Here is a 23,387-nt window from a genome sequence, read left to right on the forward strand (position 1 = left end):
TTAAGATGAAAAAAATACTAATAAGCATTTTCCTTTTGGCTGTAACCGCAAGTTACAGCCAAGAGTTGAATGTTCCAGTGGCTACACAATATTTGGCCGATAATCCTTTTGTGATTTCACCAAGTTATGCAGGGATAGGGGATAACTTTAGAATTAACCTTAATGGGTACAAACAATGGGTAGGTGTCGAAGATTCACCTCAGAGTCAGGCTTTGTATGCCGATTTCAGGGTGATGAGTCAATCTGGAGTTGGGATGACATTGTATAATGATTCCAATGGAAATACCAAGCAGGCCGGGGGTAAGCTTACCTTTGCCCATCATATTATTTTAGATTATTATACAAAGCAATATCTTTCTTTCGGTCTTTCGTATATTTATAATTCATTCCGAATCGATCTTCCGGATTACAGCAATCTCCCTCCAGATGCAGGAATTACGGATAACCGCTCTACTTCAAATAACAACTTTGAGGTGGGGCTTTTGTACCGAAATAGAAATTTCTACCTGAGTGGAACAGCAACTAATATTTTGAAGAAGGATATTGATTTTGCATCAACCAAAGTGGAACCAAATTTACTTACCAATTACCAATTGTACACAGGATACATAATTAGTCTTCCAAATAGAGTTGAATTGGAACCTTCTGCCTTTTATCAATTATTTCAAAGTGACGGCCGTTCCAATACCGATTTAAACATCAAATACCGAAAATTCAATAGATATGAAGATTATTGGTGGGTTGGGGCAACGTATCGTTTTTTGAACGACCAAATTGGGAAACCTCTTGGAGTTGGGCCTATGGTTGGATTTACAAAAGGCTATTTTTCGATGGGTTATTCGTATCAAGTGACATTGGACGAAAACTTGGTCTCTACAAATTCTGGGACGCACTCTTTGACCATAGGATTTAGATTCCTACAAGGCGTTAGTAACTGTCCTTGTACCGAAAGTCCTGTTCATGATTAGTGATTGGTGAATTGAGATTGGCTGATAAGAATTAATTCAAGTTGATAATTTAAAAATTGTAATTTTTTTTTTATTTCTGTGTGTTAAAATATAAGAAAAAACTGTTGTATGTCAAACAATTAATTATATTTGACAGAAATGTAACATGTTTAAGGTGAGTCTATTGTGAAAACTTGCTCTAAAAACATGTTTTTATTAAATTAACACTCAGTTTATTATGTTAAAGCAAAAATTACTTCCGTACTTAGCCTTGGTCTTATTTACACTAGTAGCGTGTGAAAAAGAAAATTTACAAAACGAGAATTCTCCAGAACAAAGCACAGATCAGCCCTCAAAAGCCAAAATCGATAACTTATCCATGGATGAATTGTCCAAAGACAAACAATTTGAAGAAATCTCAGGTGTTTTTAAGCTTCATGAAACATTTGAAACAGCCAAAAAAGCCGTTACCAAAAAAGGAGCATTGGACAAGGACGATTTTGTAATCGATTTTTCTTCGGGTAACAAAATGGAGTCCAAAGTTGGTACATCCTACACTTTTATGATTAAAAATGACGAAGAAATCCCAAAACATTTTGAAAACCTCGTTGTCGAAAAACATATTGATGGTACCGTAAGTGGTTTTATCGTGTACTATGAATATTCGCAACGCTATCTGGACAGTCTGAAAAAAGGCATAGTGATTCCTTTTGATGGAACCGCACGCCGCACGGAAAATAAAGGAAATCTAGAAGAGTTAAAAGATTTTTACAAGGGAGGTAAAACAGCAAAATCATCTACAACTGCCAAATCAACTGCACTGATGTGTACAGAAACAAGATATTTTTGCCAAACGTATTGTCCATGGGGTGAACATTTTTATGGAGTGTATTGTACAACGTTAAAGAAAGTTTGGTATGGTTATCGTGCGGAAACTTATATAGATTGCATAAGTACAGGTAGTAGTTTCGGTAATACCTGGGGTTGGGTGGGCGATGCCCAATCATATAGCTCTACAGTGCCCGATCCTAATGTAACCTCGGGAGGATCGTACAGCTCGACAGCAACGGTGCAGCCCAATTTATTTGATGATCCGTCAACGTTTCAACGTTTCACCAATTATTACGGATTGACAGGTGCAGAGATAGAATGGGCACGCTACCGTCCCAATAGAATTGCAATTGAGAATTTTATGGAAGAAAATTACGTTCCAGGAATTCCGTATGATGCAAAGGTAGTACCAGAAAAAGTGATTTCTCAAATTGTAGCAAACCCCAATCTTAAAATTGATCTTTATTCTTCCCTTAATTCTCCAATGAATATTGATAAATTAGCAATTAATAGCGCAACACCCGAAGGTAAAAAATTTAATGATGTGTACGATGAATTGGAAAAATCCCCAGAGTTTAAAAAGCTTTTTGTTGATTTGTTTGCTAGTAATTCAAGATTTAATGTGAAGTTTGTAATTGGCAACACTGTACATGGAGGACCAGCGGAAACTATAACAGATATAAATAACCCAATTAATACTACAATTACTATTACACGCGCTTTTTTACTAAACAATAATAAGATGACCATTGCCAAAACAATTATTCATGAAGGCATTCATGCATTTTTGAATATCAAATTATGCGAGCCGAGTATTGGGATGAGTATTCCAAGTGTTAATAATTTAGAAATATATGATTGTATAAACCAATATTACAATGGTTTTAACTCTTCTAATACAAACCAACACGATTTTATTTATAATTTTATGCTACCTACTATGGTTACCATATTGTCTCAAGTAAAAGATTCATTAGTAACACCAGAAAACAATTTAGTAATGTTAAACGATGTAAATGTACATATCCCTTATAGTAGCTCTCCTGGAACCCCTTTTGTTTGGAATGATTATTATCATAATTTGTCATTGAATGGTTTACAAAACTGTTCTTTTTTTCAAAGTGAAATAGGTTCAGTTCAAGTGGTCAATGGAGTCCCAACACCCACTATTACAAACAACCAACTTTTAATGCAAAGTTTTATAGAATATATTCGTGTTGGTCAATTTAACATTCATCCTTAAATTCAAATAATAATGAAAACGATATACTTTTTATTATGTTTATGCTTTTTTGGTAAAATTGGAGCTCAAGATTTAGAAAAAATTAAGAAAGCAGATACTATTTATATTTATTTTAAAAAAGATAAAATAAAGCAAATTCATCATATTGAAACAAGTCGTAATAAAGACAAAAAGTATGATACTTATTTTTTGATTATTCCAATGGACAACAATCTTTTCAGTTTACGAATCTTAAAACTTTAAATAATGTTAGAAAAGTAAACAAAAAATTTCTAAAAAAAAATAAAGACATTATTTTAAATTACAATTTTATAAAAAAGTATGGAACTCTATACATAGCTGAAATGATAGGATCTTTTTATTATCCAAAAAAAATTGTATATGTAATTGATAATAAAGACATAGGTTGTTTTAAAATCTTTATGAAGCAAGTTAGTATTGTTGGGCCCGTAAGATTTAGTGAAGAATGATAATAATCTCAAAAAGCAGTTTTAGAACACTTCTAAAACTGCTTTTTTAAATAGTTATTAGTGAAAAAGGAAATTGCCAAAACCATTTTGTTAGAATGCATTCATTTTTATTTTTTTTTGCAAAAGCAAACAATCTCTCTATTGGTAGCTCGAATTAGTTATTTTTTCAGAACGCTAATCACCAATTACTAACAACTATTTATTTAACTTTTTACGCAAATTCTATATTTACATCGTTTTCGTTGATAATTTCACAATTTTTTTAGAATTTATAAATTTAATACTTATTTAAAAGTTATATCTTTGCTATTCTTTCAAAAACACTAAAAAAATAGCACTATGAAGACTTTGAATAATTTTGATTTTAATAATAAAAAGGCAATAATAAGAGTAGATTTTAATGTTCCTTTAGACGAAAATTTTAATGTAACCGATACTACTCGTATCGAAGCTGCAAAACCTACTATAGATACAATTTTGGCTCAAGGTGGAAGTGTAATCTTAATGTCACACTTAGGTAGACCAAAAGGAGCTCAGGATAAATATTCGTTGAAACACATCCTAAAAACAACTTCTGATATTTTGGGAGTGCCTGTTCAATTTGCTTCAAACTGTGTTGGTGCAGAAGCTCAGGAAGCAGCCAAAAACTTAAAACCAGGACAAGTTTTATTGTTAGAAAATTTACGTTTTCATGATGAAGAAGAAGCTGGAGATGTTGCTTTTGCAAAAGAATTGGCTTCATTGGGTGATATTTATGTAAATGATGCTTTCGGGACGGCTCACAGAGCGCACGCTTCGACTACAATTATTGCACAGTTTTTCCCAGAAAACAAATGTTTCGGAACTTTATTGGCAAAAGAAATTGAAAGCTTGAACAAGGTTTTGAAAAACAGCGAAAAACCAGTTACAGCTGTTCTTGGAGGATCAAAAGTGTCTTCAAAAATTACGGTTATCGAGAATATTTTGGACAAAGTTGATCACATGATTATTGGTGGCGGAATGACATTTACGTTCATCAAAGCTTTGGGTGGTAATGTAGGTGAATCAATTTGTGAGCTTGATAAATTAGATTTAGCTTTAGATATTTTGAAACAAGCCAAAGAAAAAGGAGTTCAAATCCATATTCCTGTTGATGTTGTTGCAGCTAATGACTTTTCAAATACTGCCGATACTCAAGTTGTGGATGTAAGAGAAATTCCAGACGGATGGCAAGGTCTTGACGCAGGTCCAAAATCATTGGCAAATTTTGAAAAAGTGATTATGGATTCCAAAACTATTCTTTGGAACGGACCTCTTGGAGTTTTTGAAATGGAAACATTTGCAAAAGGAACTATTGCACTTGGAAATTACATAGCGGCTTCTACAGAAAATGGTGCTTTCTCACTTGTAGGGGGAGGAGATTCTGTTGCGGCAGTAAAACAATTTGGCTTCGAAGAAAAAATGAGTTACGTTTCTACCGGAGGTGGTGCCATGTTGGAAATGTTGGAAGGAAGAACTTTGCCTGGAATTGCAGCAATTTTAGAATAAATAAAATTTTAAAATCTCTCTTTGTTAAAGGAGCTGATTTTATTTTTACAAATACTTTAACCTTTAGTTACATCATGCGTAACTAAAGGTTTTTTTTATATAATATACTATTTTATAATAAATTACGTTAAAGATAAAACTAGATGTTAGTAAATGTGATTTTTTCTAACATTTCTTCTTTTTAAAATAGTCTTAAGACTATTCTTAATGTTTTAAGAATAATAGGTTGCTGTTTAACTTGTCTTTTTTTAAATTTTTTGAAAATTTTATAAAGTATAATTATCAATTTCGAGTTTTGTTTGATATAATTTACTTACACAATTTTTAAAATTTGTTTAAATGTCGATTTTTTTTGTATTTTTAACATTTATTTTAATTCAAGTTAGAATAATACGCCTAAGTTTGCATTTCCTTATTTGTAACCAGCTGATTTGTAAATGGTTGATACGGTCGGTCAGAAATTATAATTATGAGATTAAAAAATACCACATTATCGTTTTTTCTTTTTTTTTCCTTAACTGTTTTCTCGCAGGGAACTGTGGGGAAGACAGAGATAGTCAATGAAGAAAAGCCTCTTTCTTATTTAGATTCCATAAAAAAATCCTTCGTTTCCTATGATCATACTGTTAAAGCCGACAGTTTGTGGATGAATCAGATAAGCAGCATTTTGGATATTTATAATGATGTAGATAATGAAATCAATACTGTAAACATTGATAAGGATATTGATCAGGAATTACCAACCGATTTGTTGAAGAAAAGATTGGCAGCGATGGATGCTAAATCTCCTTTTAATATTGAATACAATCAAGGATTAGAAAATTTAATTAAATCCTTCCTTAAAAACAGGCGAAAGGCTTTTGCCAACCAAATGGCGGTTGCTGAATATTATTTTCCACTTTTTGAAGATGCATTGTCGAAACAAAATGTGCCTTTGGAAATAAAGTATCTAGCTGTAGTAGAGTCGGCGCTGAATCCAAAAGCAGTTTCAAGAGTAGGGGCTACCGGATTGTGGCAATTTATGTATGGCACTGGTAAACAATATAATTTAAGTATTGATTCTTATGTTGACGAGCGTTCGGATCCTTTAAAATCTTCTGAAGCAGCAGCTCAATATCTAACAAATATGTATGCCGTTTTCAACGATTGGGACTTGGTTCTGGCCTCGTATAATTCTGGTCCGGGAAATGTAACCAAAGCAATTCGCCGATCGGGTGGACAGCAGAATTTTTGGAATATCAAAAAATACCTTCCTAAAGAAACACAAGGATATGTTCCTGCTTTCCTTGCCACCATGTACATTTATGAATACCACAAAGAGCATGGTATTGTTCCCAAAAAAGCCTTAGTGAAGCATTTTGCCACCGATACGGTAATGGTAAAAAAAGAGATGTCTTTTGCTCAAATTTCAGATTTGCTGGATATTCCCGTTGAGCAGCTTCAGGCGCTAAATCCTTCCTATAAGCGGAATGTAATTCCGAGTTATGAAGATAAAAATCACTACTTGACATTGCCTTCTTGCAAAGTTGCAGTTTTTACTTCGAATGAAGATAAAATTTATGCTTATGTAGATTATGAAGCAGGTAAAAGAGAAAAGGTTAATACGGGCAGAAAACCATCCATTGATATAGATTCTTCAGCTATTGCCATGACTTTTAAAGGTAAAGTGAGGTATTATAAAGTGAAACGTGGTGAAAACCTTGGGGATATTGCAAAAAGAAATGGTATCGCGCTTAACGATTTGAAGGAATGGAACGGCATCAGAGGGAATTCGATTGCAGCCGGAAAATCTTTGAAAATAATCTCTGAAAAAGAATCGGAAACAAATATTATACAATCAGCATTAAGTAGTTATAAAAGCAAAGTTGCGGTTGCCAATGAGAATGCCATCAATAAAGCTAAAGAAAGTAAAGCTGCTTTAGATAAAAAAGAAGATACACTTGTTGCTGAGAATACACCAAATTTATATGTAGTTCAGAAAGGTGATAATTTGAATAGTATTGCAAAAAAATACAATGCTACTGTAGCCGAAATTAAAGAATGGAATCACTTGACTTCACAAAATATCAGATTGGGTGATTCACTACAAATTTCAGCTCCGATTGTAAGTACAGAAACTGAGGTGGCAGTTGTTCCTGCGCCTGAATTGAAAGATATTCAATACGAAGTGCAAAAAGGCGATAACCTTTTCATTATTGCCAGAAAATTTGGTGCTTCTTTGACTGATTTAAAGCAATGGAATAATTTAAGTTCCAATAGTATTTCGGTTGGAAATTCATTAGTGGTTGCCAAAAATGCAGTGGCTATCAATACCAACAATGCATCTGTTGATTCTTTCAAGAAAAAAGATAATCTTTCAGCTTCCCAAAAGGAAATTAATTATTTGGTACAAAAAGGAGATTCTTTGTTTAGTATTTCAAAAAAATATCCTGGGGTTACAGTGTCTGATTTAAAAAAATGGAACAATATCACCGGAGATGATTTAAAACCTGGAATGGGATTGAAAATAAAAGGATAATTAAATAAACTGCAGTATATTTGAACCCGAATTCTACACTGTTTTTTCAGTGTAGAATTCGGGTTCAACTGTATTCAGACTTTTTGATATGAATAAAATTTTCTTTTTATTTCTCTTCGTCTCAGTTTTCTTTTCTTGTTCTAAGAATAAGGACAATTTTTCCAGACACTCAACCGGAAAAATCAATTCTATATCAATCGTTATTGATGATCAGTTGTGGAACGGGATTGTTGGTGATAGTATAAGAAATAAATTTGCCGGTCCAGTTGAAGGTTTGCCAAAGGAAGAACCTATTTTTGACATCAATCAATATCCAACAGATGTTATGGAGGGTTTTGTAACCAAAAGCAGAACTATTATTGTTGTAAAAAAAGGAGCTGAAAATCATTTTTGGCTACAAAAAAACCAATATGCCAGTCCGCAAAATATATTTCATATTACCGGAAAATCAGTGACGGCACTTTTGGAACTAATCGATAAACATTCACCAGGGATTATTGAAATAATTAAAAAAGGAGAAATTTTGGCTCATCAGGAATTATTGAAAGATTCCGTTGTCGTTTCCAAAACAATCCAAAATCAATTTCAATTGGATTTGAAAGTACCAAAAGGATATTCTTTTAGTGTTAAGAATGAGAACTTTGTATGGTTAAAAAAAGAAATTTCCAGCGGTAGTACAAGCATCTTGGTTACCCAATTTCCTATGAAAAATTTCAGTCATGGCGGCGATATGTTAAGTCGGGTCATAAAGATTCAGGATTCTATTGGGACTGTTTATATTAAAGGTACCGTTCCTGACTCAAATATGTACGTTGATATGTCTTATCCGCTTTATCTTTTGAAAACCAATCTGAACGACAAGTTAACTTACGAAACCAGAGGCACTTGGAGATTAAAAAACAGCTTTATGTTTGGTCCTTTTTTAAATTATCTCATAATGGATTCCGAGAGAAACAGAATAATTTACCTTGAAGGATTTTGTTATATTCCCTCTCAGGAAAGAAGAGATTATATGCATGAATTGGAGTCTATTTTGAAAGGGGTAAAAATTACTGAAACAAAATAATACAGTAGCAATGGCTATAGAATGGAAAATAAAGGCTTTTGAGGCATTATCGGCAGATGAGTTATATGATATACTTCAATTGCGAAGCAGAATCTTTGTAGTGGAGCAAAATTGCGTTTATCTTGATCCTGATGGTAAGGATAAGGTCGCTTTGCATCTTTTTGGGGCTTTTGACGGAAAAATTGTGGCTCACGCCCGACTTTTTAAACCCGGAATTACTTTTGACAACGCATCAATTGGGAGAGTGGTAGTAGATTCTGACTATAGAAACCGAAAATGGGGGCAGGAATTGATGAAGAAAGCAATTGATGGTATTCAGGAACACTTTGACGAAAGCCAAATAACTATTGGCGCACAGTTATATCTGAAAAAATTCTACGAAAGTCTCGGTTTTGTACAATCTAGCGAAATGTATCTCGAGGACGATATTCCGCATATCGAAATGGTGAGAGAATGATTTGTTTTTACCACTGATTACTGAATGGAACACAGATGACACAGATGACACAGATTAAACGGATTATCACAGATTTTGTTCTTTAAAATAATGAAAAATCAGTATGAATCCGTTTAATCTGTGTCATCTGTGTGCCATTGCGTATTTTGGTTTTTTTCAAACAAAATATAGAAACATTAAGCTTTAATTTACATTCCAATCAAATTTTCAAAATTGAGTTATACTCCGCCGTCGTGTTCAAAATGCTTACTGCTTTCTTTATTTCGGGGTTGTTTTTGATGTAATAATTATAAAGCCCTTCCTGATATTGATAACGTTTTATGATTTCGTCAAGCAATAAACCTTTAATTTCCTTTTGGTTTTTATCTAATAATGCGTTTTCTGATTTTTGAAGCGAAGTCAATAATTGCTGATATTCCACAGCGATAGATTCATCTAATTTCTCTTTTTTGGCTGTCGCCAAAGTGTTTTTCAGAGCGACTTCGGTTTCTGTGTCAAAAGTGATTTTTTGGCTTTTTAGAAATTGTTTGAAATCGGCATAATCCGTATCGGTGATTGCCGGAATTTTAGTTCCCAAATTCGGATTTTTATAATAATAGTAAGTGGCATAATTAAAAATGCCATCGTTTTTCAACAGCGCATTCGCAATCGGACTAGTTTTGGTTTCTTCCATTTCGATATCTGGCTGAATACCGCCACCATCATAAACAGTTCTCCCTTTTCGAGTTTTAAAAGCGTTGTAATTCTTGGCTTCGGTCCTGATGGCAACGCCGTTTTTGTCTTTATGGGCATAATCCAACGCTTGAATACATCTGCCGGAAGGCGTGTAATAGCGGGAAATGGTCACTTTCAGTTGGGTGCCATAAGTTAATTCAACAGGTCTTTGTACTAAACCTTTTCCAAAACTGCGGCTTCCCAAAACAACCGCGCGATCTAAATCCTGCAAAGCTCCCGAAACAATTTCGGAGGCTGAAGCACTTCGGCCGTTAACCAAAATAACCAAAGGAATTGTAGTGTCTATAGGGTCTTTGGATGTTTTATAAGTGTTGTTGTGTTTTTCTATTTTGGATTTTGTCGTTACAATAATCTCATTTTTTGGAACAAAAAGATTGCAGATATTTACTGCTTCGTTCAATAATCCGCCGGGATTTCCTCTTAAATCCAAAACGATTCTTTCGGCACCATCTCTTTTTAGTTGTTCCAATGCCTCCTTGGTTTCTGAAGAGGCTTTTCGGTTGAAGTGGTCTAGCACGATATAACCAGTTTTGTCATCAATTTTGGCAAAATATGGAACCGATTTGATTTCGACTTCGTCTAATACAATTACAGTAGAATTGGTTTTTCCTTGACGAATGTATTTGATGTCGATTCTAGTGTTTTTGGAACCTTTTAATAATTGCGAAGCATCGTCTTTGAAATCGGCCAAAGGCGTATCGCCTATCTGTATAATTTCGTCACCGGCTTTGAGTCCCGCTTTGTCGGCGGGGAAATTTTTATACGGTTCTTTTATAATCAGTTTATCGTCTTTTCGGGTTATTAGTGCGCCAATTCCGGTGTACTCGCCCGTATTGTTGATTTTGAATTTGATGACTTCCTGCTCGTTAAAATAAACGGTATAGGGATCAAGCGAAGCCAACATTCCTTTGATGGCGTTGTTCATCAACTCGGCTGGAGTGGTCTCATCGACATAATTTTTGTTCAATTCCTTGAATAGCGTTGTGAAAATCTCCAACTGTTTGGCAATCTCAAAATAGTCGTCTTTGAAACTGACACCCACAAATAAAAAGGCAGAAGCAACAACTGGAATTATGTATTTTTTTTGGAAAAAGTTACGCATGATTATTTGTTTTTTTTCTTGAATCGTTTTCTTATAAAATAAAATAGCGCTATTGCTATAATAATAAAGGGCCAAATTTCTAATAATCCCAAAAAGAAGCTTGAAATACCATAAAACCCAGATTTGAATGCATTCCACACTTTGGCTCCATAGGAAATGGTTACGCCGCTTTCCTGGGCAATTGTTTTATAGAATTCTATGGTAACAGTGCTCAAAGAAACTTGATTTTGCATGTATCTCAATTGTCCTTCTTTGGCTTCTATTTCTTCTCGAATTGCCGAAAGCTGTGCTTCAATGGCTAGCATTTCAGACATTTTGGTGGCTTTTGCCAAAAGTTCAAGATACCTGTTTTCTAGTTTTTTTTTGGTTTTTAATCGGGCATCAATGTCGATATATTCTTCGGTTACATCTTGTGAGCTGATTTCTTTATTGTCAAAATAAGCAACTCCGGTCGAAAAGTCTTTTATAAAAGAATCAAAATTTTCACTTGGGATTCTAACCGTTATTCTTCTGTAAATAGAGGAATAATCTTTCCCTTCACTATCGTTTTGTATGAAGGCCTTTCCTTTTTTTACGGCAGTTTTTATTTGTTCGTAAGTGGATTCTAAATTATCGGTTTCAAATCTAAGATTACCGTTGCGAATTATTTTTTGTTCTATGATTTTCTTTTCATCATTTGTGAATGCCGAATTACTGCCTACTTCGGCAATCTCTTTTTTTGGAGGCAATTTTGCCATTGAAATTGCTAAATCTGAAGAAGATTCTGCCTCGGCTTTTTTGCAACTTAATACAGCGAAAAATAAAAGGGTAATTATTAATTTTGATTTCATGAGGCTAATTTATTTTTAAAAATACAAAATTAATTTCGAAAACAAACTAAGCTGAAGTTGGATAGCTTTAGAAAGAAAATGTTTCAAACAGTTATTCTTCTTTTTTTATCTGTAAAAGAAATTTCTCAAACAACTGTATGGTTTTGGTGTTGATTTCCTCAAAAGACAAACGGTCTTTGCTTTGGTAAAAAAACATAAAAGAATACGGCTGATCCAGATTATCAATCAACAAATGCTTGTTGAGCCTGTATGTTTCCCGAAGTACGCGTTTGAAATAGTTTCGGTCAACTGCTTTTTTAAAATATTTTTTGGAAACCGAAACGCCTATTTTTATTTTTTCGCCTTCGCCAAAAGTCCCTGGATTGTAAACCAACCGCAATGGATATTTTGAAACCGATTTGCCCTCGGTAAATAACAATCCAATGGAAATTTTACTTTTTAGTTTTTCATTTCTGGGATAGGTGAAGCTCATTTTAAATAAATATACGTAGTTATAATTAGTAACAAAGGTACAATTAATGTGTGGTCATGCAACAAGCTGTTCAGAATGAAATTGGATTTTCAATCGGGCGAAAAGTTTCATTTTTATTCGATTAATAAATGATATTTTTTTTGTAACTTTCTGTTTTACATGTTAATACATTTAAAAAGATTAATTGCAGGGGTTATAAATAGTGCTAAAAATATATTTCTTACTTTTGTGGCAAATTTAATAGTATGCAAAAGTTAATTTCGTACCCTCTATCTTTAATTGTACTAATATTAGTACTCTTGACTTTAGTGGTATTTCATCCTATTCAATGGATTTGTTTGCACGTATTTGGTTATCAAGCACATAAAAAAAGTGTTGATTACTTAAATTTTATATTGCTAAAAATTGTTCTTTTGTTGGGAACAACGTTTAGTTGCAAAAATGCAGAAAGTGTACCAAAGGGTGTGCCTGTTATTTTTGTTGCAAACCATCAGAGTTTATATGATATTATTGCGATAATTTGGTTTTTGAGAAGATATCATCCCAAATTTGTCAGCAAAAAAGAATTAGGAAAGGGAGTACCAAGTGTGTCTTTTAATTTACGTCACGGAGGTTCGGTATTAATTGACCGTAAGGATCCAAAACAAGCCATACCGACTATCAAAAAAATAGCCGATTATATTGAAAAACATAAACGTTCGGCGGTAATTTTTCCTGAAGGAACAAGAAGTCGCAACGGAATACCAAAAGAATTTGCGCAAACAGGTTTGAAAATTTTATGCAAAAATACCCCCTCGGCTTATGTGGTTCCCATCAGTATCAATAATTCATGGAAACTATTACGATATGGAACTTTTCCTTATGGTTTAGGAAGCCACATCAGCTTAGAAATTCATGATGCATTTGCAGTTAAGGATTTTGAGTTTAACGAAATAATGCAAAAGACTGAATCGTCAGTCAAAAACGGAGTAAAAATTTAATAACCTATATATAATGTCTATAAAAAATATTCGTCTGGAAGTGATGCAATTTCTGGAAAACAAAGTAGAAGGATTTATGGAGCAGTATCTGATTCCTGTAGAGAAGATATGGCAACCTTCTGACTTTTTGCCTAATTCAGAAAGTGATAATTTTCTTGAAGAAGTAAGAGAATTGCGAGAAATATCCAAAGATTTACCGTATGATTTTTGGGTAGCCATGGTTGGTGATATGATTACCGAAGAGGCTTTGCCAACTTATGAAAACTGGTTGATGGAGCTTGAAGGTGTCGATAATGAAGGAAGAAACGCATGGTCAAAATGGGTGCGAGAATGGACGGGCGAGGAGAACCGTCACGGAGATTTATTGAATAAATATTTGTACTTGTCTGGACGTGTGAATATGCGTGAAATCGAAATGACCACACAGCATTTAATCAATGATGGTTTTGATATTGGAACAGGTCGTGATCCGTATAAAAACTTTGTTTATACGAGTTTTCAGGAATTGGCAACTTATGTTTCCCACAACAGAGTTTCTCAATTGGCTAAATCGTATGGAGATAAAAAGTTGTCCAAAATGTGTAAAATGGTTGCCGGAGACGAAATGCGTCACCACCACGCTTACAGCCATTTTGTGACCGAAATTTTCAAATTGGATCCAAGCGAAATGATGTTGGCTTTCCAATACATGATGAAACAAAAAATTGTGATGCCAGCGCATTTCCTAAGAGAATCGGGACAAAAAATCAGCTCGGCTTTTGAACATTTTTCAGATTCTGCACAAAGAATTGGAGTTTATACGGCCAATGATTACGTTGATATTTTGCAGAAATTAATTGATAAATGGGAAATCGATAAAGTTACAGGTTTAACAGCCGAGGCCGAAAAAGCAAGAGATTATCTGATGAAATTACCATCCAGAATGGCAAAAATTTCAGAGCGATTGGTTATTCCTCAAGAGTCATTCCAATTCAAATGGGTAGAACCAGCAAGATTGTAGATTTGAGATTGCAGAATTCAGATTTTAGATTTTTTGAAATTGCCATTAAAATTGATTTTTTGCTATTGTAATTGAATTTTTAAATTAAAATAATATTGCTGATTTTTAAGGTTTAGGCTTTAAAAATCAGCTTTTTTTATAAAAAGAAAAACATATGAATAATCCTGATTTAATTAATAAAACTATTCTTTTTGTAAAAGAAAAATTAGCCAATGCCGAAGGAGGACACGATTGGTTTCATATTCAAAGAGTGTATAAGAATGCATTATTGATTGCAAGCGGAGAACAATGTGACGAAACTGTCGTAAAGTTGGGTGCTTTGCTTCACGATATCGCCGATAGTAAATTTCACGGAGGTGACGAGGCAGTGGGGCCAAAAGTAGCTCGTGAGTTTTTGGAAAGTCAAAACGCTTCTGAAGAAACGATTTCTCATGTTGTCCAAATCATCAATAACATCTCTTTTAAAGGCGGAAATAACAAAAAGGCGTTCTCGTCCATCGAATTGGATATCGTTCAGGATGCGGACCGTTTGGATGCCATAGGAGCCATTGGAATTGCCCGAGCGTTTAATTATGGCGGATTCAAGAATCGAGCGATGTACGATCCGAATATTGCCCCAAATTGAATATGACCAAGGAAGAGTACAAAAACAGTCAAGCGCCTACCATCAACCATTTTTATGAAAAGTTGTTGCTGCTGAAAGATAAGATGAATACCCAAACTGGTAAAGAAATTGCACAGCAAAGACATCATTTCATGCAGGAATTTCTGGCACAGTTTTATGCTGAATGGGAAGGGGAATTGTAGAGACGTTGCATTGCAACGTCTCCACAACGAACCGCAATCTAGACGTTGCATTCAATCAGACGTTGCATTGCAACGTCTCTACAATGTAACCGACATTCTACATTCCCTTTTCCTTCATTTCCAGAATCACATCCGAAGGGCTCTTAAAAGTCGGAGCTTGTTCAATAATACTTCCTGCGCGTTTTTTGTTGATTTTGAAAGTGATGTCATTATCTGTGGTGAACAAAAGTGCCGTCAGGAAAGGATTATTCATATAGGAACTCAGAATTATATAGGCTTCGTCAAGCGAATGAAAACTTTCAATTTCCTCTGTTTTGTATCGCGCTATAACCGAAAGACTAAAAATCCCATCATTCAAAACCGGACGCACATAAATATTTTTCAAATCAGTATCACCAATGGTTTTGGCCAAAGTTAGTTTGGCGTAAGTTTTATTGGTGATGCTTTCTTTTACTTTTTCCCAAAATTCATCAAAAACAGGTTGAAAAGACATAGGTTTTATTTTTTGGTATTATTGAAGTACAAAAATACCTTTTTGAAAGGAAACAATGTGCTTTTTGCTTGAGATAATCAATTTCAAAGGCAAAGGGCTATTGATGAATAATGCGTATATTTGATTTTAATAGAAATGTGATTTTTTGTAATACATATTTAAGTTAAGAGTCACAATCCAATATCACGATAAGACCTTTTAATGTATGACAAAACGATATCAACTATTTTCTTTGGCTTACCGAATTATTTTGGGATTATTCATTGTGGTTTTTACAATAAAATCTTTGTTTTTCCCTGATCCGAGCGCTGATAATGCAGGGGTTTGGTCATTGTTGTTTAGTATTGTGACTTTACCCGCAATCACAATTTTTCATAGGTTGGGAAATGAAAATAGGTACAAAATCATTGTGCAGTTTTTTGTCTGTGCTTTGGTTCTGATAAGTTTATCATTTCTACTTTTTTTATTTTTAACACCTGAAGATGGAAACCTGCTTGTCAATTCTGTGTTTGTAATAACGATATTTGTAAATGCAGGATTGCTTTTTTATTTAATTCAAGATAAAAAATTTAATCACAACGGCTAAAACATTTTAATCGCTATAAATAAATGAAACGAATAACTGTATTCTGTGGTTCTAGTTCTGGAACCGAAGAAATCTATACTTCGCAGGCAACTTTGCTGGGTGAAATATTAGCGAAACGAAATATTGAATTGGTGTATGGCGGAGCCAATGTTGGACTTATGGGTGCTGTTGCCGATGGTGTTTTGAATCATGGTGGAAAAGCAATCGGGGTTTTGCCAAATTTTTTGAGGTCAAAAGAAATAGCGCATAAGCAACTTACCGAATTGATTTTGGTTGATACTATGCATGAACGAAAAACCAAAATGAATGACCTTTGTGACGGCGTAATTGCGCTGCCGGGCGGTTTTGGAACGATGGACGAACTTTTCGAAATGCTGACTTGGGCGCAACTCGGACTGCATAAAAAACCGATTGCACTTTTAAACATTGACGGGTATTTTGATGCTTTGATTGTTTTTATACAAACGATGGTGAATAAGGGACTTTTGAAAGAAGCAAATCAGCAAATGCTTTTGGTGAGTGATTCCATAGACGAACTTTTGGATAAAATGACAAATTATGTTCCTCCTACGGTGGGAAAATGGATTAGTAAAGAAAATATTTAATGGCGATTGACAAACCAAATCAAATGAAATATAAATTTTTAGTACTGATTGCTGTAATGATTGCAATTGTTGGATGTCAAAAAAACGAAAAAAAGTCTATTTCGCAACCGGATAAAGACACGAAGGAATTAAGCGGAAAGGGATATTCTATTCAATATGATTCCTCTTTTAGACTCGATGAAAGCGGAAGGAATGGAACCGAATTTTATTTGTTTACGCCAACTGCCCCCGGAGATGATTTTTCGGAAAACATCAATTTAATAATTCAGAACCTTGGAGTTTTAAAGTATGATTTGAACCAATTCATAACTCTTTCGGAAAAACAAATTGAAGCAAACGGAAAACTCATTGAGAGCGTCAGAAAAAATGAAAATGGACAGGAATACCATATTTTAATTTTTGAGACCAAAATGAATGGTTTTGATTTGAAGTTTTTGCAATACGATTTCGTGAAAAACGATAAAGCTTATGTATTGACTTTTTCGGCAAAAAAAGATGAATTTGAAAACCATCGAAAATCCATCGAAAAAGTAATGAACAGTTTTGGATTGGAATAATACCATAATTCCCCTCCTCTGGAGGGGTGCCCGAAGGGCGGGGCGGTAAACTTCACCTTTTTTAAAGTAAACACGTCGTAAAACACCCCGCCCTTTGGGCACCCCTCTTTAAAAGAGGGGAAGTTGTTCTCGATTTATAATCCAAGTGGCATTAACGATCAAAACCATCAATGAATTTGCGCATGACATATTCTTTGTTATCATTGTCATAATACCCCAGAATGTAGTAGTTATTGTAACGCATAACGTTGACTAAGGTTATATCGGGATTTTCTTGAGTAAAACGGGAAATAAAATCGACTGCAAGCGGTTCCTGATCTTGCCTGTTGTTTTCTAATTTTTTATCAAAAAGACTTTCGAAATAAGCCGTCGTCGGGATGTAATGATACATTAAATCACTAACACTAGGGTCATTGCTAGAAAATGTATTGGCAACATCTGTAAATTGAATATTTCCTGTTCCTCCCATAGTAATCAAGATGGCTTTGGGTGTTTTGTAAACGGTTAATCCAACTTCCAAATAAACCAATTGATGCAAAAATTTCTCTGTATTTTTTATTTCCTTTGGTCTTTGCCCTTCCAATTGTAGCCATAGCGGGGAAGTCTTGTATGGGATTGCCGATGTTTTGGCCGTAGTGATACTTTTGATAGAGTCACCTGTATTATAGTCCTTTATCTCAAACAATAATTCTTCGGCATTGACTTTTATCTGATAAATTTTGCCTTCATGATAATAGGAATTAGACAAGCTTACATAATTCTTGGTTTGGCTTTTATGGAAATGTTTTTCCTTAATTTCAAAAGTAGCAAGATCAATATCAAATGCTTGAGTTTCGTTGTCGTCATGATCGAGCGTGAGCAACAATCGGTTTTTCAGGGCGTAAAGTTTTGTTTTTTCGGAACCTTTGAATAATGGATTAAATTGATTGGTTTCTATTTTTTCGATAGGTAAAACTTCCAGAATTTTGCTGAATGATACCGGTTGATTTTTGCTGTTTTTGAATTTGAAAGAGCCAAAATCAAGAGTTTTTTCTTCTTTTTTACCATCTTTAAAAACATACAGCATCAATTTTTCTTCAAAGTGTTTTTGAGTAAGTATATAAAATGTATCGTTTGCCTGGAATTGCGTAATAATAGTTTGATTGAAAAATTGTTGCTCGTAACTTATCTGAGCAATATTGGTTTTGGTGTCCAAATCATATTGAACAGCCAATATTTTGGTAAAATCGGCATTAGACCAATAAAGTGTTGGATTCCCATTGCCATTAAAGCTATATCCCGATAATAATTTATAGTTAGTGTCGGGTCTTGGCAGTGAAAACTGATTGGTCAGGAATAGCGCCGAATTGTATTTTAGAATGGTAAGTGTTTCTTTGTCTGAAGCAAATACAAATACTTCATGCGTGCTCGTGTTTTCGGCATTAATGACTTGTCTGTAGTCTTTGGATTTTTTGAATTCCAGAGGAGCAGTTGCCAAAACCGTTTGACTCAAAAGGGAATTGCATTGTATAAGAATAAAAAAAAGAAGTATTTTTTTCATGGTTACTTACTGAATATAAGGTTGTTTTGAAAGAATTTGCAAAAACTGTTCCGTTTTTATGTTTTTCAATTTACTGATTCATAATTTCCTGAAAATAATCTACCATTTGACCCACATGCATAGCGTCCATAAGTCCGTGGTGGGCATGTATTGACATTGCCATTTTTCTTTTTCCTTTTTTGGATACGGTCATTTTTCCAAATGAAATTTTTGGACAACTATCAGGGTAAGTCATATTTCGGGCGTGTGACAGCGAAGTAAAATTTAGCCAAGGAATCGCCGAAAAATGAATGAGGTTGTCGTCTTTAAATTCTCTTGTGAATAAACCGGTAGTGCCTTGAATTCGCTCGATTTCAGCAATTGCATTTTGTTCAAAAATAGCATAATCCGGATGATATTCTATCAATGAAAATGCAAAAGTCCCATCAGCGCGGCTTATCGTTGCCGAACCGTCAATCCGGTCGTAAATGAAAATATGGGTATTCTCCATTCGGTATTTGAAACTTTCGAAAGCGTTGACTGCCACTAGGGTTTTATGTAAATAATAAATGAAAAAAGAAGTGCCCAGACTTTTGGCGGTATCGTATGCTTTGGTGCAATCTATTGTTACTGTTGCGCCGAAAAAAGGTTCCTGCATTTGCTTAAAAAAAAGAAAATGCTCTTTTCGGTTCCAATTGTCAAGATCTAAAAGTTTTTTCATTTTATGTTTTTTGGTGTTTGTTGGGAAGGTTGCAAAAAAAGACCTAGCTAAAATACTAAATAAAAAGTATTTTAACTAGGGTTTGACTGTTTTAAGAAGGTTTTATGTTCCCAATAACGGTAAAATGTCTGTTATTTTTTCGAATGCTGCAAAATTTTTGTGTTCTACTTTATGGTCAATTTTTTCGTGTGCCCAAGTCGTATGAAACGGAATATGAACTGCGTAACCGCCAAGTGCCAAAACCGGCAATACATCCGATTTTAGTGAGTTTCCAATCATGAAAAATTCTTCGGGCTTTATTTCCAAACGTTTTAACAAGTCGGCATAATCTTGTTCTTGTTTGTCCGACATGACTTCAATATGGTGAAAGTATTTGCCCAAACCAGAATTGTGTAATTTTCTGCGTTGATCGAGCAAATCACCTTTGGTGGCAACAACCAATTTGTATTTTCCGTGCAAGGTTTGTAAAGTTTCTTCAACACCATCTAATAATTCGATTGGTTTATCGAGTAATTCTTTTCCGTATTCAATAATTTTTTCGATGACTTCAACCGAAATAGTGTTGTTGGAAATTTTCATCGCAGCTTCAATCATCGAGAGAATATAAGCTTTGATTCCGTATCCGTAGATTTTCAAATTGTCTATTTCAATTCTAAAGAGTTCTTGGGAAATGTCTTGATGCGACAAATAATCCCGCATTAGGCCACAAAATTTTTCTTCAGTTTCCTGAAAATAAGGTTCGTTGACAAATAAAGTGTCATCGGCGTCAAAAGCAATTACTTTTAAATTGGGAATTTTATTGTTTAGCATGGTTATAATTTGAGTTTAATAGTTGATTTATATTCTTGAGGAAATAAATCTGCGCATCTGCGGTTAATTATTTTTAATCAATTACGAAAAGAACTTTTTAAGCGTAATAGTCTTTTTGTAAAAAGTAATTCGGATTCCGAAGAGTAAAACAATACCTCCGAAAATCATTTGTAAAGTTATTTTTTCTTCCAAAAAGAACCAAGCCAAGACAGCAGTTATTACGGCTTGGCTCAATAAACTAAGTGAAACTCTTGTTGCCCGCATGTGTTTTATAGCGTAACTAACCGAAAGCCAAGCACACAATTGGCAAATTACCGCCTGAAGAACCAATACAAGCCAACCAGTATTCGAAAAGCCCGTGAAAGGTTCGTTTAGGCTATAGCAAAGAATTCCCAAATAGATGCTCGACGCACTTAGACTAATGGTCATAAATGATAAGACATCAACCTCTGAAAGGACATTTTTGCTGACCAAAAGATAAATCGAGTATAAGATTCCGGATAAAACAGCGAATAGAAATGCCTGATTAAAATTCATTTCGATGAAAAACTCAAAGCCTACAAAAATGGCCATTCCAAATAAGGCTACAATTGTTCCAATCCAGAAATTGATTGCCGGTTTTGATTTTAAAAACAGAAAAGAACCAATTCCCACCCAAACCGGAGATAAATTGGTAAGCAACGAAGCCTGTGTCGCACTTGAATCCTGAATGGCGATGTTCCAAACGGCAACATCTGAGGAAAATAATATTCCGCAAAGCGCTGCCAAAAGTGTTAATTTTAAATTTGGAAGTTTGAATTTTCCGCTCAAAAGAACGTAAGGCAATAATAATATTATAGCAAACGTCATTCGGTAAAACGCCGAAATCAATCCGGGTGCCAAACGCAATTTTATCAAGATTGGAAAAATCGAGATACAAAGTATTCCGCAGATTAAGGCCAATCTTGGTTTGGTGATTTTCATTTAATAAGTTTCAAGTTTTATTGTGTTTATACAATTTTTGGATCTATAACTTGAGTGTTAATTAAAGAATATTTTAAAAGTTCCTTCATTAATAAATATACTTTTGTGGATTTTTCTGAAGGGAAGTAATCTTCTTTGTTTATATCTGCTTTTTCAGCTCTTTTAATTGCTTTTAAGATATAATCAGAAGTTAAATAACCTTTTGGGTAATTCTTGATTTTAGAATAGGTATGTTTTGTTCCAAGCTCTGTTTTTGATTCTTTACTGGTTGTACATGAAATGTTTTCTGGTTCATCCAAATGAAATAAAAGCCATATTTCAAAGCAGTAATTGCTTATAAATAAATCAGCATCGATTAGACTTTCACAATATTGTTTTAACTCAGGATATTCTTCTTTTGGATGCTGATCAACATCAAGTACAAACCTAAACTTGTCTTCAGCTGATGGGGTTACAGGTAGGTAATTAGGAGGGTTTTCGATGAAAGATTTTGCTCTTTCAATTAATTTTTTTGGTTGAGAACCTATGACATTAGTATCTTTTTCAAAAACATGTAGAATACTGGCTTTTTTTGGTTCAAAAAATAAATTATTAAAGGTTCCGAAATATTTTGGTTCTTTATCTTCTCCTTCGTAAACAATGAAAAATCTTGTTGCATCTAGAAATGATTCTTTCTTATTGTAATCATCTAATGTATATCTCTTACGGTCCATTTATATCTGATTTTCGCCAATAAGTAATTTTGAAAAATCCCCTAAAAAAGGGATTCCGCCGTAACGTCCCTCTAGGTAACCTCTTTCTAAAACTTTATCTCCACGAGGATTAAAATTGCTTAATGGATATAATTCAGTACTTCCATTAGATTTTTTTTCCGTAAACCAAATTTCATCTCTGCGCAATAAATTATCGTCAAGTAAATGACTTTCGTGTGTGGTAAAAATTAATTGACTTTTAGATTTAGAATTTTCAGAATATAATTTTAATAATTCTTTTGCTAAAATTGGATGCATACTTCTTTCTAATTCATCAATAATATAAATATGATCATCTTCAATTAATAAATCTTCAAATGCAGGAGATAATTCAAATAGCCTATTTGTTCCGTCAGATTCTTCATCAAAATCAAACAATTCTTCAGAATTATCGTGTTTCGCTCTTAATATTGATACTGTGTATTTCCCCTTTTTTTTTCTAAAGACATTTATTTGCCTGTTGATTTCAAATGGAATACATGCATTATTTTTTCCGGGTTTGTTTTCTTCAATTAAACTTTCCAATTCGTCAATTAATTCTCTTTTAAAATCTTCCTGAGAATAACTGAAAAAATTATCAGCATTTATTTCATGTATAATTAAATCTTCAATTCCTGTTTTGCTTTTTATTAATAAGTTTTTAGCAAATTCGGAAGACAGTTTGCCTGTTAAAATTGATTCCGAATAAAAAACACTTTTAGATTCAGGTAATACAATGTTTATTTTTGAAAATGCGATGTACAATTTATTGAGTATGTCGTTGTCTTCAATCGTTGCAAAACAAGCATCCAATACTGTTTGGTTTTCTTGCAATGTTTTTAAAAGGTGTTTCTGGGCATATTCAATATCTTTTGAATTTTTAAGATATTCCCCAAAAACTACATTAAGATTGTCTCTTTTGTAAATTAATTCTTCGCTATCATCCGTGATTGAGTTTATTAAATAAAGCCATTCCTGTTTTATTTTTCCTTTAAAAATTTCAATTGCATAATCATAGTGTTTTCCTTCAAATTCAAGCTCAATTCTAAAAGTAGTAGGCTTGTTTTTGTAGGAATTGTCAATTCTGAATCTTTTGCTTTGTGGCGCAAGAATTTTATTGTCTTCTCCAAATATAATGTGTTTTAAATAGAGAATGGCTTTAATTAAGTTGCTTTTACCTGCAGCATTTGCTCCATAGATTGCAGCGTTTTTGAGGACTTCAATGCCGGAATTTGTTTTAATGATATGATTCGTTAACTTACGAGAACCATTACCTTTACTCTTCAGCATATTGAACTCAGTATCTTCTTTAAAAGATAAAAAATTACTAACAACAAAACGGATCAGCATGGTTTTTACGATTTTTTCGTTAAAATTATTTTCACAGGATAAAATAACAAATATTTGAACGTTAAAA

21 protein-coding genes and 1 pseudogene are annotated in these 23,387 nt (G+C 33.8%); 12 read left to right on the forward strand and 10 right to left on the reverse strand.

The window, feature by feature from the left end:
- Nucleotides 1-5 precede the first annotated feature (5 nt).
- The 7 genes from EM308_RS04735 (at nucleotide 6) to EM308_RS04765 (ending at nucleotide 9,059) form a co-directional block, all read left to right on the forward strand.
- Nucleotides 6-968 carry a PorP/SprF family type IX secretion system membrane protein gene (locus tag EM308_RS04735; RefSeq protein ID WP_035635475.1) on the forward strand — a complete coding sequence of 321 codons (963 nt, stop codon included), beginning with the start codon at nucleotides 6-8 and terminating at the stop codon, nucleotides 966-968.
- A gap of 217 nt (nucleotides 969-1,185) precedes the next feature.
- Nucleotides 1,186-3,021 carry a hypothetical protein gene (locus EM308_RS04740; protein ID WP_035635473.1) on the forward strand — a complete coding sequence of 612 codons (1,836 nt, stop codon included), beginning with the start codon at nucleotides 1,186-1,188 and terminating at the stop codon, nucleotides 3,019-3,021.
- 12 nt (nucleotides 3,022-3,033) lie between these two features.
- Nucleotides 3,034-3,264 (forward strand): hypothetical protein, encoded by a 231-nt coding sequence (locus EM308_RS04745; protein ID WP_070261785.1) that lies wholly within the window; start codon nucleotides 3,034-3,036, stop codon nucleotides 3,262-3,264.
- 566 nt (nucleotides 3,265-3,830) lie between these two features.
- Complete coding sequence (locus EM308_RS04750) at nucleotides 3,831-5,018, forward strand: phosphoglycerate kinase (protein ID WP_070261786.1); 1,188 nt, start codon at nucleotides 3,831-3,833, stop codon at nucleotides 5,016-5,018.
- 469 nt (nucleotides 5,019-5,487) lie between these two features.
- Nucleotides 5,488-7,536, forward strand: a complete 2,049-nt coding sequence (locus EM308_RS04755; protein WP_035633381.1) for a LysM peptidoglycan-binding domain-containing protein — start codon at nucleotides 5,488-5,490, stop codon at nucleotides 7,534-7,536.
- A gap of 88 nt (nucleotides 7,537-7,624) precedes the next feature.
- On the forward strand, nucleotides 7,625-8,602 hold the full coding sequence (locus tag EM308_RS04760) for a DUF4837 family protein (RefSeq protein ID WP_035633384.1): 978 nt from the start codon (nucleotides 7,625-7,627) through the stop codon (nucleotides 8,600-8,602).
- A 10-nt stretch (nucleotides 8,603-8,612) separates the two neighbouring features.
- The gene (locus tag EM308_RS04765; protein ID WP_035633387.1) at nucleotides 8,613-9,059 is read left to right on the forward strand and encodes a GNAT family N-acetyltransferase; all 447 of its coding nucleotides are present in this window, start codon (nucleotides 8,613-8,615) and stop codon (nucleotides 9,057-9,059) included.
- A 199-nt stretch (nucleotides 9,060-9,258) separates the two neighbouring features.
- Here the strand turns inward: EM308_RS04765 and EM308_RS04770 are convergent, their stop codons facing one another.
- From EM308_RS04770 to EM308_RS04780, 3 genes are all read right to left on the reverse strand, one after another.
- Nucleotides 9,259-10,896 carry a S41 family peptidase gene (locus tag EM308_RS04770; RefSeq protein WP_035633424.1) on the reverse strand — a complete coding sequence of 546 codons (1,638 nt, stop codon included), beginning with the start codon at nucleotides 10,894-10,896 and terminating at the stop codon, nucleotides 9,259-9,261.
- A 2-nt stretch (nucleotides 10,897-10,898) separates the two neighbouring features.
- Nucleotides 10,899-11,726 carry a DUF4349 domain-containing protein gene (locus tag EM308_RS04775; RefSeq protein WP_035633389.1) on the reverse strand — a complete coding sequence of 276 codons (828 nt, stop codon included), beginning with the start codon at nucleotides 11,724-11,726 and terminating at the stop codon, nucleotides 10,899-10,901.
- Between the two features lie 91 nt (nucleotides 11,727-11,817).
- A complete protein-coding gene (locus tag EM308_RS04780; RefSeq protein ID WP_035633391.1) occupies nucleotides 11,818-12,198 on the reverse strand; it encodes a ribonuclease P protein component in 381 nt (126 codons plus the stop codon).
- A gap of 245 nt (nucleotides 12,199-12,443) precedes the next feature.
- Between EM308_RS04780 and EM308_RS04785 the strand changes: the two genes are divergently transcribed.
- The 3 genes and pseudogenes from EM308_RS04785 (at nucleotide 12,444) to EM308_RS04795 (ending at nucleotide 14,985) form a co-directional block, all read left to right on the forward strand.
- On the forward strand, nucleotides 12,444-13,178 hold the full coding sequence (locus tag EM308_RS04785; protein ID WP_035633394.1) for a lysophospholipid acyltransferase family protein: 735 nt from the start codon (nucleotides 12,444-12,446) through the stop codon (nucleotides 13,176-13,178).
- A 13-nt stretch (nucleotides 13,179-13,191) separates the two neighbouring features.
- Nucleotides 13,192-14,178, forward strand: a complete 987-nt coding sequence (locus EM308_RS04790; RefSeq protein WP_035633396.1) for an acyl-ACP desaturase — start codon at nucleotides 13,192-13,194, stop codon at nucleotides 14,176-14,178.
- 154 nt (nucleotides 14,179-14,332) lie between these two features.
- Nucleotides 14,333-14,985, forward strand: a pseudogene (locus tag EM308_RS04795) (HD domain-containing protein).
- Between the two features lie 97 nt (nucleotides 14,986-15,082).
- Here the strand turns inward: EM308_RS04795 and EM308_RS04800 are convergent.
- A complete protein-coding gene (locus EM308_RS04800; RefSeq protein WP_035633401.1) occupies nucleotides 15,083-15,478 on the reverse strand; it encodes a hypothetical protein in 396 nt (131 codons plus the stop codon).
- A gap of 609 nt (nucleotides 15,479-16,087) precedes the next feature.
- On the opposite strand from EM308_RS04800, the gene EM308_RS04810 reads away from it, so the two are divergent.
- Nucleotides 16,088-16,669, forward strand: a complete 582-nt coding sequence (locus EM308_RS04810) for an LOG family protein (protein ID WP_035633406.1) — start codon at nucleotides 16,088-16,090, stop codon at nucleotides 16,667-16,669.
- A 23-nt stretch (nucleotides 16,670-16,692) separates the two neighbouring features.
- Complete coding sequence (locus EM308_RS04815; RefSeq protein ID WP_197056102.1) at nucleotides 16,693-17,226, forward strand: PsbP-related protein; 534 nt, start codon at nucleotides 16,693-16,695, stop codon at nucleotides 17,224-17,226.
- Nucleotides 17,227-17,377: 151 nt separating this feature from the next.
- Here the strand turns inward: EM308_RS04815 and EM308_RS04820 are convergent, their stop codons facing one another.
- The 6 genes from EM308_RS04820 to EM308_RS04845 form a co-directional block, all read right to left on the reverse strand.
- A complete protein-coding gene (locus tag EM308_RS04820) occupies nucleotides 17,378-18,766 on the reverse strand; it encodes a hypothetical protein (RefSeq protein WP_035633412.1) in 1,389 nt (462 codons plus the stop codon).
- A 70-nt stretch (nucleotides 18,767-18,836) separates the two neighbouring features.
- The gene (locus EM308_RS04825) at nucleotides 18,837-19,466 is read right to left on the reverse strand and encodes a chloramphenicol acetyltransferase (RefSeq protein WP_035633414.1); all 630 of its coding nucleotides are present in this window, start codon (nucleotides 19,464-19,466) and stop codon (nucleotides 18,837-18,839) included.
- A gap of 102 nt (nucleotides 19,467-19,568) precedes the next feature.
- The gene (locus EM308_RS04830) at nucleotides 19,569-20,276 is read right to left on the reverse strand and encodes an HAD family hydrolase (RefSeq protein WP_035633417.1); all 708 of its coding nucleotides are present in this window, start codon (nucleotides 20,274-20,276) and stop codon (nucleotides 19,569-19,571) included.
- A gap of 81 nt (nucleotides 20,277-20,357) precedes the next feature.
- Nucleotides 20,358-21,239, reverse strand: a complete 882-nt coding sequence (locus EM308_RS04835) for a DMT family transporter (RefSeq protein WP_035633419.1) — start codon at nucleotides 21,237-21,239, stop codon at nucleotides 20,358-20,360.
- 26 nt (nucleotides 21,240-21,265) lie between these two features.
- Nucleotides 21,266-21,952, reverse strand: a complete 687-nt coding sequence (locus tag EM308_RS04840) for an RloB family protein (RefSeq protein ID WP_035633421.1) — start codon at nucleotides 21,950-21,952, stop codon at nucleotides 21,266-21,268.
- Nucleotides 21,953-23,320, reverse strand: coding sequence for an AAA family ATPase (locus EM308_RS04845; protein ID WP_051877615.1), 1,368 nt, complete (start codon nucleotides 23,318-23,320; stop codon nucleotides 21,953-21,955).
- Between the last annotated feature and the right edge of the window lie 67 nt (nucleotides 23,321-23,387).

The organism is Flavobacterium gilvum (assembly GCF_001761465.1).
GTDB lineage: Bacteria > Bacteroidota > Bacteroidia > Flavobacteriales > Flavobacteriaceae > Flavobacterium > Flavobacterium gilvum.